Origin of the sequence: Paracoccus endophyticus (genome assembly GCF_003286075.1) — a bacterium.
Classification (GTDB): Bacteria; Pseudomonadota; Alphaproteobacteria; order Rhodobacterales; family Rhodobacteraceae; genus Paracoccus; species Paracoccus endophyticus.
The window spans coordinates 20,088-32,112 of record NZ_QLUV01000015.1 but is presented as its reverse complement, the minus strand read 5'-3'; the positions used below and the strand labels follow the sequence as shown (position 1 = coordinate 32,112).

Here is a 12,025-nt window from a genome sequence, read left to right as displayed (position 1 = left end):
GCGCAGGGCCTGCCCATCGACCTGCCCGTGCTGGCCGTGGGCCACGCCACCACCCCGCGCGAGGTGCGCCTGCCCTCGACGCTGGCGCGCATCGCCGCCGACCTCGCCGCCCACCCGATCGAGGCGCCGGTGCTGTTCATCATCGGCCGCGTCGCCAGCCTGCACGCCTCCGCCGCCCTGCCCCTGCCCGCAGCCGCGCGGGCGCCGCAACTGCGCGTGGTGGGGCCATGACCGACCTGCCGCCGCGTTGCGCGGGCTGCCGCTGCGGGGACGAGCCCCCGCCGCCCGGGCCCCGGTCCGCCGCCGTCCTGGCCCATGGCCAGCCCGGCGATCCGGCCCCGCTGCAGGCCGATCTGGACGCCTTTGCCGCGCAGGTGGCCGCGCATCTGCCCGGCTGGGACGTGCGCGGCGCGACGCTGGCCTGCCCGCGCAGCCTGACCCGCTTGCGCGGCATCGGGCGCATCTATCCGCTGTTCATGGCCGACGGCTGGTTCGTGCGGTCGGAAATGCCGCGCCGGCTGTCTGCCGCCGGGGTCGAGGGCTATGCGGTCCTGCCGCCGCTTGGACTGGACCCGGACCTGCCCGCCCTGGGGCTGACGCTGGCGCTGGACACCGCCGCCGCCGCCGGCATCGCACCCGCGCACGCCACGCTGGTCGTCGTGGGCCACGGCTCGCAGCGGGCGCGCGCCTCGGCGGCCAGCACGCGCGCATTCGCCGACGTGCTGGCGGCGGCGGATCGCTTTGCCGCCGTCACGACCGCCTTTATCGAAGAGCCGCCCTTCTTGTCCGAACTGCGCCCCCCGGCGCCCGCCCTCTGCCTGCCGTTCTTTGCGACCGAGGCCGGCCACACGACCGAGGACATCCCGGCCGGCTGGCGCGAGGCCGGCGCGCCCGGCCCGCTGACGGCGCCGCTGGGCCGCGTCCCGGCCGTCGCCGCGTTGGTCGCTCGCGCCATCCTGCGCGGCTGACCGGGCGGGGTTTCCTTGCCGTGCCGGGCGGGCCACAGTCACCCGCATTGATAGCGAGGCAGGCGATGACGGCACTGTGGTTTCCGGGCGACGAGATCCTGATCGGGGGCGCGTGGCTGCGTCTGGATGACACCCTGCCGGTGATCGACCCGTCCACGGGCGCCGGCATCGGCGCCATCGCCCGTGGCGGGGCGGACCAGATCGACGCGGCCGTCGCCGCGGCACGCGCGGCGCTGGGGGGCGACTGGGGCCACCTGACCGCCGCCGAGCGCGGGCGGCTGATGCTGGCCCTGTCTGCCCTGATCGGCGACCGGGCCGAGGTTCTGGCCCGGATCGAGGCCGCCGATGTCGGCAAGCCGCTGACGCAGGCCCGCGCCGATGCGCTGGCGATGGCGCGGTATTTCGAATTCTACGGCGGCGCCGCCGACAAGGTGATGGGCGACACGATCCCTTACCAGACCGGCTATACCGTCTGGACGCTGCGCGAGCCCCACGGCGTGACCGCCCATATCGTGCCCTGGAACTATCCGATGCAGATCCTCGGCCGGTCCGTGGGTGCGGCGCTGGCCATGGGCAACGCCTGCGTCATCAAGCCCGCCGAGGACGCCTGCCTGACCGCGCTGGCGCTGGCGCGGCTGGCGGACGAGGCGGGATTCCCGCCGGGCGCCATCAACATCGTCACCGGCCTGGGGTCCGAGGCCGGGGCGGCGCTGGCCGCGCATCCGGGCATCAACCACATCAGCTTTACCGGATCGGTCGGCGTCGGGCGCAGCATCCAGGCGGCCGCTGCGCGCAACATCGTGCCGGTCACGCTGGAACTGGGCGGCAAGTCGCCGCAGATCGTCCATGCCGACGCCGACCTGGACCGCGCGCTGCCGGTCCTGGTCAGCGCCGGCATCCAGAACGCGGGCCAGACCTGTTCCTGCGGGGCGCGCATCCTGGTCGAACGGTCCCGCATGGCCGAAGTCGTGGACCGCATGGCCGATCGTTACCGCGCGCTGCGGGTCGGTCCCGCGATGGACGACCTTGATCTGGGGCCGCTGATCTCGGCCCGGCAGAAGGCCACGGTGGAACGTTATCTGGCGCAGGGCGAGGGGCTGACGGTCGCCGCGCGCGGCACCATCGTCGAGGGCGCGCCCCAAGGCGGCCACTATGTCGCCCCCACGCTGTTTGCCGATGTCTCGCCGGATCATGTGCTGGCGCGCGAGGAAATCTTCGGCCCCGCGCAGGTGGTCATCCCCTTCGACACCGAGGACGAGGCCATCGCCATCGCCAACGGCACCGATTACGGCCTGGTGGCGGGCGTCTGGACCGCCGACATGGGGCGCGCCCTGCGCGCCAGCCGCGCCATCCGGTCGGGGCAGGTGTTTCTGAACAACTATGGCGCGGGCGGCGGGGTCGAACTGCCCTTCGGCGGCCACGGCCTGTCCGGCCACGGCCGCGAAAAGGGGTTCGAGGCGCTGTACGGCTTCTCGACGCTGAAGACCGTCGCCGCCTGGCACGGCTGAGCGGCGCGGATCGCCTTCCTGCTCTGTCACGCATCCGCGATGGGTCCCGCAGGGATCGAGCGGCGTCGTCCCTGAGCGTTGCGGATCGCCATCCGGTCCTGGGTCCCCGCCGCGCCCACGGGCCGCACAGGTCGGTGCCTCTGGTGGTGTTTCCGGCTGGTCGGGCGCTGCCCCTTGCGCCGCCATCGCCAGGGCCGCGCCTGCCGCTAAAAGCCGCGCCGCGCCAGCATCCGCGACAGCGCCCGGTCGATCACGGCATAAAGGGCCAGCGACAGGCAGACCACGACGATCAGCGCGGCGAACATCAGGTCGGTCTTCATCCGGCCGTTCGCCTGGATCATCAGCGCCCCCAGCCCGCGCGCGCCGCCGACCCATTCGCCCACGACCGCGCCCACGGGCGCATAGATCGCCGCCAGCCGCAGCCCCGAGGCCAGCCGCGGCAGCGCGGCGGGCAGCCGCAGGTGGCGCAGGATCGCCCCGTTCGACGCCCCCATCGACAGCGCCACGTCCATCTGCGCCGCGGGCGGCGCCATCAGCCCGTCATAGAGCGCCTGCGCCACGGGCACGAAGACGATCAACACCACGATCGCGACCTTGGGGGCCAGCCCGAACCCCAGCCACAGCGTCAGGATCGGGGCCAGCGCAAAGACCGGGATCGTCTGGCTGACGATCAGCACCGGTGCCAGCGCGCGCCCGACGCGGGGCCAGGCCGCCATCGCCAGCGCCGTCGCGATCCCCAGCGCGACCCCCAGCGCAAGGCCCGCCAGCGTCTCGGCCAGGGTGTACAGCGCGGCGGTGCCGATGTCGGCCCGGGCCGTCCACAAGGTGCGCGCCACGGCCAGCGGCCCGGGCAGCAGAAAGGGCGGCAGGCCGCTGAGCGTGACCGCGCCCTGCCACAGCGCCAGCGCAAGCAGGATGGACCACAGCGCCCTCATGCCAGCAGCCGGCCGGTCAAGGCGGCCTGCGCGGCCAGCACGGCCGGGGCGTCATGGTCGCGCGGGGGCGCGGGGCCTGGCGGGGCGGGGTGGTCCGACAGGCCCGCGGGCGTCATCACCGCGATGCGGTCGCCCAGGCGCGCGGCCTCGGCCGGGTCATGGGTCACGATCAGCACCGTGCGCCCCCACAGCAGCCGGGCGGCCATGTCGCCGATCTGCAGGCGCAGCCGGGTGTCGAGAGCCGAGAACGGCTCGTCCAGCAGGACCAGCGGGCGGTCCTCGGCCAGGGTGCGCGCCAGGGCGGCCCGCTGGCGCTGGCCGCCCGACAGCTGCGCGGGCAGGCGGCGGTCCAGCCCGTCCAGCCCGACCGCCGCAATCAGCCGCGCCACCTGCGCGCCGTCGGGGCGCGCGCCCCGCAGTCGCGCCCCCAGCCCCACGTTCTGCGCCACGGTCAGCCAGGGAAACAGCCCGGCATCCTGCCCCATCAGCGCGCAGGGGGCCGTAACGACCGTGCCGCGGAACGCGACGCCCGTGGGCAGCCGGGCCAGCAGCCGCAGCAGCGTGGACTTGCCCACGCCCGACGCGCCCAGCAGGCAGGTGGTCAGCCCCGGCGCAAGGTCCAGCACCAGCGGCGCGAACAGCCCCGGCGCCTCGCCCGCGACCCGGATCACGGCGCGCGCCACGCGCAGGCCGGGGCCGGCCGTGGCGGCCGTGGTGCGATCACTCGGCCGCGCCCGGATCAAGGGCCAGCCGTTCCACCGGCAGGACCGCGTCGATCAGCCCCTCGTCCTTCAGGAACGCCTCGAACCGCGCATAGCGCCCGTGGTCCAGCGCCGCGGGCGAGACGGCAAAGCGGCCGAAGGTGTCCGTCCACGCCTGCGTGTTCAGCGCATCCGACAGGTCGGGGGCATGGGCGGCAAAGACCGCGCGCGCCTCGTCGGGGTGGTTGAGCATGTACTGCGTCGCCCGCTCGATCGCGGCCAGAAAGCGCGCCACGCGGTCGCGGTCCAGCCGGTCGCGGTTGGCCACGAAGATCAGCTCGTCATAGGCGGGCAGCCCCTCCTCCTCGAGGAAGAAGCAGCGGCCCTCGCCCCCGGCGATCCGCATCTGCGTCAGCTCGAAGTTGCGGAACGCGCCGATGGTGGCATCGACCTGCCCTGTCATCAGCGCGGGCGTCAGCGACCAGTTGACGTTGACCATCTCGACATCGTCCAGCGTCAGCCCGGCCGGCCGCAGCAGCGCGGACACGATCGCCTGTTCCACCCCCGACACGGAAAACCCGATCTTGCGCCCTTTCAGGTCGGCGATGGTCGCGACCGGCCCGTCCGCGCGCACCATCAGGCAGTTCAGCGGCGTGCCGATCAGCGTGCCCACGCGCACCAGCGGCAGGCCTTCGTGGACCTGCAAATGCAGCTGGGGCTGATAGGTCACGGCCAGGTCGGCACGCCCGGCGGCGACCAGCTTGGGCGGATCGGCGGGGTCGGCGGGGGCGATGATCTCGACCTCCAGCCCGGCGTCGGCGAAATAGCCCTTGTCCTGCGCCAGCACGATGGGGGCGTGGTCGGGGTTCACGAACCAGTCCAGCATCAGCGTCACCCTGTCGGCGGCGCGCGCCGGCGCGGTCGTCAGGGCCAGCGCGGCCAGGGCGGCGCACAGGGATTTCAGCATGGGGGGCATCACGGGTCTCCGGCAGCGATCAGGACGATGGGATTGGGGTGGCGCGCGGCGGTCGCGCGGGCGGCGCGCCAGGCCCGCAGGCCCGACCGGCAGGCAAAGACCGCGCGTGCGCCGGGGGGCGGGGCCGGGGGCGCGTCCGGGTCGCCGCGGCGCGCGTCGGGGGTGATCGGCCGCGGCGCCTCGGCCGCGTCGCGCAGGTCCACGACCCAGTCGCCCGGCAGGATCGCGCCCGCGTCGATGAAGCGGAATCCGTCCGCAGGCTCGGGCGCGCCGTCAAAGCGGAACCCGCCCCAGCGCAGCCCGCCCTCCAGCGTGGCCAGCCGCCCCAGGGGCGAGGGCGCGATGTCCAGCAGCAGGGCCAGCGCCATCTGCGCCTGCATCGCCCCCAGCATCCCCACGACCGGCCCCAGAACACCCGCGGTCGCGCAGGACGCCGCGTGGTCGGGCAGGTCGGGAAACAGCGCGCGCAGGCTTGGCGCGTCGCCGCAGAACCCGCCGACATACCCCCCCAGCCCCAGCGCCGAGGCCGAGATCAGCGGCACCCCGGCCGCCATGCAGGCGTCCGACAGGATATAGCTGACGGCAAAGCTGTCGGCGCAGTCCAGCACCACCTGCGCGTCGGCCACCAGCGGGGCGGCATTCGCGGGGGTCAGCCTGTCGCGCAGGGCCGTCACCGCCACCCCGGGGTCAAGGCGGGCCACGAACGCGGCCGCCGAATCGACCTTCCAGCGGCCGGCCTGGCCCGCGTGGATCGGCTGGCGGTGCAGGTTGGAGATCTCGACCCGGTCATAGTCCACGACCGTCAGCGCCCCGATCCCCGCGCCCGCCAGATACATCAGCGCGGGCGAGCCGAGGCCGCCCGCGCCCACGACCAGCACATGAGCGCGCGCCAGCCGGGCCTGGCCGCTGGGGCCGACCTGCGGCAGAACGATCTGGCGGGCGTGGCGGCTCATGCGGCAGGGTCCGTCGCCGGGCGCGCCGGCGCGGCGGGGGTGCCGCCGGGGGAAACCCGGTTCTGCCGGGCCGTGGTCCTGGCTGCGGCCTTTGGGCGGGCCGGAACGGGGGCGTTCGGGATCATGCGGTCATCCTCAGCCACGCGCGCATCCGCGCCTCGGGGTCGGGGTTCAGGGTGATGTCCGTGACCGCGGCCACCACATCGGCGCCCGCCTCAAGCGCGGCCCGGCCACGCTCGGGCGTCAGACCGCCGATGGCGACCAGCGGCACCGACCCCACGCGGGCCTTCCAGTCGCTGACCCGGCCAAGGCCCTGCGGCGCCCAGGGCATCTGCTTGAGGATCGTGGGCCAGACCGGCCCCAGCGCCACATAATCGGGCCGGACCGACAGCGCGCGGTCCAGTTCCGCGTCGTCGTGGGTCGATACCCCCAGCCGCAGCCCGGCCGCGCGGATCGCGGGCAGGTCGGCGGTGTCCAGATCCTCCTGTCCCAGGTGCAGCCAGTCGCAGCCAAGCTCGATGGCCAGTTGCCAGTGGTCGTTCACGACCAGCGCCGCGCCCGCCGCGCGCGCCAGGTCGCGGGCGCATGCGATTTCCGCCCGCAGGGCGTCGTCGTGGCTGTCCTTGATCCGCAACTGCACCAGCCGCACGCCGACCGAAAGCGCCCGCGCCACCCAGTCGGCGCTGTCGAAGACCGGATAGAACCGGGGCAGGATCACCGGCCTGCCCCCGCACGGGCCGCGGCAGGAAGGGCAGTTCCCGCGGGCATGGGCGGGCGGCGGTTCTGCCGGCAGGGCGCGCGGGTCATGCCAGGAACGCCTTTCCGATCACGGGGGTCGAGGGCACAGCCATGTCCCGGGACTCGATCGGGTCGGCCGCGCGCGCGGCCCGGCCCGCGTCCACCGCCAGCGCCATCGCGCGGGCCATCGCCACCGGATCGCCGGCGCGGGCGACGGCCGTGTTCAGCAGCACGGCGTCAAAGCCCATCTCCATCGCGCGGGCGGCGTGGCTGGGCAGGCCGATGCCGGCATCCACCACCAGCGGCACGTCGGGGAACGCCGCGCGCAGGGCGGTCAGCCCGTGGGGGTTGTTCAGCCCCAGTCCCGACCCGATGGGGGCGCCCCACGGCATCAGCACCTCGCAGCCCGCATCCAGCAGCCGCCCGCAGACCGACAGATCCTCGGTGCAATAGGGAAACACCTTGAAGCCCTGCGCCGACAGCTCGCGCGCGGCATCCACCAGCGCGAACACGTCCGGGGCCAGCAGGTCGGTGTGGCCGATCACCTCGAGCTTGATCCAGTCGGTGCCCAGCAGCTCGCGCGCCATGTGGGCGGTGGTCACGGCCTCGCGGACGGTGTGGCAGCCGGCGGTGTTGGGCAGCAGGCGCACGCCCAGTCCCTGCATCAGGCGCAGGAAATCCTGGCCGCCGCCGGCCTCGCGCCGCAGGCTGACCGTGGCGACGCCCGCACCCGACGCGCGGAACGCCGCCGCCAGGATCGCGGGGCTGGGATACTGCGCGGTGCCCAGCATCAGCGGGCTGTCCACGGTGGTTCCGTAAAAGACCGGCACGCCCTAGCCCCCCTGCATCGGCGCGACGATTTCCAGCGCGCAGCCGGCGGTCAGCGGCGTCGCCGCGCGCAGGGCGGCGGGCACGAACGTGCCGTCCAGGGCCGTCGCCACGCGCGCATCCCCCAGGCCCAGCGCGGCCAGCGCCTCGGCCACCGTGGCGGCGTCCAGGTCGCGCGTCTCACCGTTGATCGTCAGTCTCATGCCAGAACTCCGGTCGTTCGCCCGTGTCGATGTGGTCGGCCAGCTGCATGGCCAGGGCAGGGGCCAGCAGATAGCCGTGGCGGTAAAGCCCGTTCGCGTAAAGCCGGTCGCCCGCCCGTCCGATCCGGGGCAGGTTGTCGGGAAAGGCGGGGCGGGCATCGGCCCCCGTCTCGACGATCTCGGCCTCGCCGAACGCCGGATGCAGGGCGAAGGCCGCGCTGAGCAGTTCCATCACGGATCGTGCGGTGACGACGCCGCGCCGGTCGCTTTCGATCATCGTCGCCCCCAGCATGAAGACGCCGTCCCCGCGCGGCACCAGATAGATCGGCACCCGGGGATGCAGCAGCCGGACCGGCCGCGACAGGGCGATGTCGGGGCAGCGCAGGACCAGCATCTCGCCCCGCACGCCGCGCAGGTCGGGCAGGATGTCGCGCGCAGCCAGCCCGCGGCAGTCCACAAGCCGGCCCGCGTCGTCCGGCATCCGGTCCGCGACGGCGATCCCGCGCGCGGCCAGCCCCGCCTGCAATCCCGCCATCGCGGCGCGCGGGTCCAGATGCGCCTCGGCCGGAAAGAACAGCGCCCGGTCGAAGCGTCCGCCCAGATCCGGTTCCAGTTCGGCCAGGCGATTGCCGCCGATGGCCTCGAACCCGTGCGTGCGGCGGGCAAAGCGGTCCAGCTCGCGCCGGTCGCGGCCCAGCGTGACGACCAGCGTGCCGTTGCGGGCGACGCCGCCGGCGTTGCGGTCCCACCAGTCGATGGCGGACTGCCCGTGCCGCAGCACCGGCTCCTCGGCGTTCTCGAACTCGCACCACGGCGCCAGCATGCCCCCCGCCCACCAGGAACAGCCGTGCCCCCCGGGGCCGAGCGCGGGATCGACCAGCGTGACCGCGTGACCGCGCCCCGACAGCTCGGTTGCCGCAGTCAGGCCCATGACCCCCGCCCCCAGGACCGTCACGCGCTGCGGGTCGCGGTCCGTCATGCCGCCCACCATTCGTGGAAATGATGCACCGGGCCATGACCCGACCCGACGCGCAGCCCGCCCGCCGCACGGATGGCGCCCTGCAGCCAGCCATGCGCGCGGGCGACGGCGGCGGGCACGTCCATCCCGCGCGCCAGACCGGCGGCGATGGCCGACGACAGGCTGCACCCGGTCCCGTGGGTGTTGCGCGTGTCGAGGCGGGGCGCGGTCAGGCGCAGCACCTGCGGCCCGACCAGCAGATCGACGCAGTCCGGGCCCGCGGCGTGGCCGCCCTTCATCAGGACCCAACCAGCGCCCATCGCGCGCAGGGCGCGGGCCTGGTCCAGCCGGTCGGCCTCGGTCGCGGCCCCGGGCGCGTCCAGCAGGCGCGCGGCCTCGGGCAGGTTGGGAGTCAGCACGGTGGCGCGCGGGATCAGCAGCGCGCGCAGCGCCTGCACCGCGTCGTCGTCGATCAGCGCGTCCCCGGACTTGGCGATCATCACCGGGTCCAGGACCACGGGCCGGGCGCAGCGGGCCAGCCCCTCGGCCACGGCGACGGTCGCCGGCTGCGTGCCCAGCATCCCGATCTTGACCGCCCGCACGTCCAGGTCGTCCAGCACCGCGTCGATCTGGGCGCGGATCAGGGGGGGCGAGACGCCTTCGACCGCGGTGACGCGGCGGGTGTTCTGGGCCGTGATCGCCGTCAGCACCGACGCGCCATAGATCCCCAGCGCCGAGAAGGTCTTGAGGTCGGCCTGGATGCCCGCCCCGCCGCCGCTGTCGGACCCCGCGATGGTCAGCGCGATCGCCATGTCATTCCCCCACACAGGGGCCGCGCGCGTGCAAAGGGGGAAACCGGGCCGCGGTTTGCGGCTGCGACGACCCGTTCCCTTCGCCGGCATGACCCGGATCAGGTTCGATGGGTGCTGTGCCTGGCACATCTCAGCCCCGCGCGGGGCGCCCCAACGAGCGTTCCGGTCAGCATAGCCGCCCCGCCGCGGCCCTGCAAGCGCGATGCGCGCCCCTCAGCCGCCCGGGCGCAGCAGGCGGATGCCCACGCGCGCGCTGCGCCCCGCCGCATCCGTGACCGACAGCCGGCCGTGGCCCGGCCCGGCGGGCAGGTCGGCCACGGCATCGGCCTGCCCCACGGCGACGGGGCGGCCGTCCAGCAGCCAGGTATAAGGCGCACGGCCGCCGCGGACGCGGACGGCCAGGCGGTCGCCGGCTAGTTCCACCTCGGCGCCGTCGGGGGGAAAGATGATGGACAGCGGCTCTGGCACCGGGGCGGCGGGATCGGGGGGGCGCGCGCTGCCTGCGGGGACAAAGCGGCGCAGGGCCGGGGGCAGGGCGGCATTGGGCACCGTCAGCGCCGCGGGCGGCGGCGGCGGCAGCGGGCGGGCGCGGGGGCCGAGCGCGTCGAACAGGTCGAACAGCACCGGCGCGGCAAGGTCCCCGCCAAAGGCGCCGGGAACCGGCGTGCCGTCCGGGCGGCCCATCCAGACCCCCGCCACAAAGCGGCCGTCATAGCCGATCGCCAGCGCGTCGCGGTGGCCATAGCTGGTGCCCGTCTTCCACGCGACGCGCCCCGCCGCGCGTCCGCCGGGGGGTTGCAGCGTTCCCAGGATCGCGCCCACCTGCCAGGCCGCGACCGGACCGACGACCCGGTCGCCCCGGTCGGGCGCGGGCGCAGGCTGCGGGCGGACGTGCAGCCCCACCGCCTGTCCCCCGCGCGCCAGCGCCGCGTAACCCTGCACCAGATCGTGCAGCGAGGCGCCCCCGCCCCCCAGCACCAGCGCAAGGCCGGGCACGTCGCCTGCCACCCGGACGGACACGCCGGCGCGGCGCAGCCCGGCCACGATCCGCGCCGGCCCCAGCCGTTCGGCCACCCGCACCACGGGGATGTTCAGCGACTCCGCCAGCGCCTGCCGGATCGTGACCGTGCCGCGGAAGCGGCGGTCGAAGTTCTCGGGCTGCCAGCGGCCGAAGACGGCGGGACGGTCCTCGATCAGCGTTTCCGGGTGGACCAGGCCGTCGTCGAAGCCCAGCGCATAGACCAGCGGCTTCAGCGTCGATCCGGGCGAGCGCAGGGCGTGCGTCATGTCCAGATACCCGCCCGAGGGGCCGTCGGTGAACTGCGCCGCGCCGACATGGGCCAGCACCTCGCCGCTGCGGTGGTCGGCCAGGATCAGGGCGGCGGACAGGCGCGCGGGCTGGTCTGCTACGGCGCGGGCGGCCAGATCCTCGGCCGCGCGTTGCAGCACCGGGTCCAGCGTGGTGTCGATGCGGACCGCGCCGGGGTGTTCGCGCCGCAGCCGGTCGGCCAGCAGCGGCGCATGGGCCGGAAAGGGGCGCCGGACGGTTGGCAGGGGGGTCGCGCGGGCGGTCTCCGCGGCCTCGGCCGTCAGGATGCCCTGCGCCTCGGCGCGGGCGATCACGCGGTCGCGGGCGGTGCGGGCGCGGGCGCGCCCCGTGGGCAGGTCGGGGCGCCGCGCCTCGGGGGACTGGGGCAGCGCGACCAGCAGCGCCGATTCCGCGGGCGTCAGCCGGCCCGGTTCCTTGCCAAACCACATCAGGCTGGCCGCCCGCACCCCTTCGGTGTTGCCGCCATAGGGGGCGAGGCGGAAATACAGGTCCAGGATGCGCGCCTTGTCCAGCCGCCGTTCCAGCGCCAGGGCCACCCGCACCTGCCGCAGCTTGCCCGCCGCGTCCCCGGTCGGCCCGCGTTCCAGCAGCCGCGCCGTCTGCATCGTCAGCGTCGAGGCGCCCGAAACGACGCGCCCGTGCCGCAGCGCCTGCCAGCCCGCGCGCAGCACCGCGCGGGGATCGACGCCCCCGTGGGTGGCAAAGCGCCGATCCTCCCACGCGATCAGCATGGCGGCAAAGCGCGGGTCCACGCCGGTCGCCGGCGGGGCCAGCCGCCACAGTCCGTTACCCACCGGAAAGGCGCGCAGCAGGCTGCCGTCGCGGGCCAGAACCTCGGTCCCGGTCGCAACCGTCAGCGGCGGCAGGACGGTCGCGTCGATCCACGCCGACAGCCAGTCGCGGCCCGTGTCGGCCAGGGCGGCGGTCAGCGCCAGCGCGACCGCCAGTGCCACCAGCCGCCGCCCCGCGGTGCGCGGGTCGGGCGCGGGCGCTGACCCGCTGCCCGCCGGGGCCGCGTCCGGCCCTGAGGCGGCGCGGGCGGGCGGGGGCGTCGCCGCGCGCGGGCTGGCGGGGTCGGGCGCGCCGGGCGCAGGGCGGATCATGGCCGCGCCCTT

12 protein-coding genes, 1 pseudogene and 1 riboswitch are annotated in these 12,025 nt (G+C 75.0%); of the genes and pseudogenes, 3 read left to right on the top strand and 10 right to left on the bottom strand.

The window, feature by feature from the left end:
• The 3 genes and pseudogenes from DPQ23_RS13600 to DPQ23_RS13590 all read left to right on the top strand — a co-directional run.
• A pseudogene (locus DPQ23_RS13600) lies at positions 1–231 on the top strand (uroporphyrinogen-III C-methyltransferase); the annotation flags it as partial.
• A complete protein-coding gene (locus tag DPQ23_RS13595) occupies positions 228–968 on the top strand; it encodes a CbiX/SirB N-terminal domain-containing protein (protein ID WP_112875333.1) in 741 nt (246 codons plus the stop codon). The pseudogene DPQ23_RS13600 and the gene DPQ23_RS13595, both read left to right, overlap by 4 nt.
• Positions 969–1,033: 65 nt before the next feature.
• Entirely contained in the window at positions 1,034–2,476 is a 1,443-nt protein-coding gene (locus DPQ23_RS13590; RefSeq protein WP_112875332.1) for an aldehyde dehydrogenase family protein, read from the top strand.
• Positions 2,477–2,682: 206 nt separating this feature from the next.
• Here the strand turns inward: DPQ23_RS13590 and DPQ23_RS13585 are convergent, their stop codons facing one another.
• The 10 genes from DPQ23_RS13585 to pbpC all read right to left on the bottom strand — a co-directional run bounded on the left by DPQ23_RS13585 (position 2,683) and on the right by pbpC (position 12,013).
• On the bottom strand, positions 2,683–3,411 hold the full coding sequence (locus tag DPQ23_RS13585) for an ABC transporter permease (RefSeq protein WP_112875331.1): 729 nt from the start codon (positions 3,409–3,411) through the stop codon (positions 2,683–2,685).
• Positions 3,408–4,100 carry an ABC transporter ATP-binding protein gene (locus tag DPQ23_RS13580; protein ID WP_112875337.1) on the bottom strand — a complete coding sequence of 231 codons (693 nt, stop codon included), beginning with the start codon at positions 4,098–4,100 and terminating at the stop codon, positions 3,408–3,410. The genes DPQ23_RS13585 and DPQ23_RS13580 overlap by 4 nt, the downstream gene beginning before the upstream one ends.
• Positions 4,101–4,131: 31 nt before the next feature.
• Positions 4,132–5,076, bottom strand: coding sequence for an ABC transporter substrate-binding protein (locus DPQ23_RS13575; protein WP_420818592.1), 945 nt, complete (start codon positions 5,074–5,076; stop codon positions 4,132–4,134).
• 11 nt (positions 5,077–5,087) lie between these two features.
• Positions 5,088–6,041 carry a HesA/MoeB/ThiF family protein gene (locus tag DPQ23_RS13570; protein ID WP_112875330.1) on the bottom strand — a complete coding sequence of 318 codons (954 nt, stop codon included), beginning with the start codon at positions 6,039–6,041 and terminating at the stop codon, positions 5,088–5,090.
• A 121-nt stretch (positions 6,042–6,162) separates the two neighbouring features.
• Positions 6,163–6,759: a thiamine phosphate synthase gene (locus tag DPQ23_RS13565; protein ID WP_112875329.1), complete on the bottom strand. Its 597-nt coding sequence runs from the start codon at positions 6,757–6,759 to the stop codon at positions 6,163–6,165.
• A gap of 85 nt (positions 6,760–6,844) precedes the next feature.
• The gene (locus DPQ23_RS13560) at positions 6,845–7,609 is read right to left on the bottom strand and encodes a thiazole synthase (protein ID WP_112875328.1); all 765 of its coding nucleotides are present in this window, start codon (positions 7,607–7,609) and stop codon (positions 6,845–6,847) included.
• 3 nt (positions 7,610–7,612) lie between these two features.
• Complete coding sequence (gene thiS / locus DPQ23_RS13555; RefSeq protein ID WP_112875327.1) at positions 7,613–7,810, bottom strand: sulfur carrier protein ThiS; 198 nt, start codon at positions 7,808–7,810, stop codon at positions 7,613–7,615.
• Entirely contained in the window at positions 7,788–8,789 is a 1,002-nt protein-coding gene (gene thiO / locus DPQ23_RS13550) for a glycine oxidase ThiO (protein WP_112875335.1), read from the bottom strand. The genes thiS and thiO overlap by 23 nt, the downstream gene beginning before the upstream one ends.
• Positions 8,786–9,580, bottom strand: coding sequence for a bifunctional hydroxymethylpyrimidine kinase/phosphomethylpyrimidine kinase (thiD, locus tag DPQ23_RS13545; RefSeq protein WP_112875326.1), 795 nt, complete (start codon positions 9,578–9,580; stop codon positions 8,786–8,788). Before thiD ends, thiO begins: the two co-directional genes overlap by 4 nt.
• Positions 9,581–9,638: 58 nt before the next feature.
• Positions 9,639–9,743, bottom strand: a riboswitch (TPP riboswitch).
• 50 nt (positions 9,744–9,793) lie between these two features.
• Entirely contained in the window at positions 9,794–12,013 is a 2,220-nt protein-coding gene (gene pbpC, locus DPQ23_RS13540; RefSeq protein ID WP_112875325.1) for a penicillin-binding protein 1C, read from the bottom strand.
• Between the last annotated feature and the right edge of the window lie 12 nt (positions 12,014–12,025).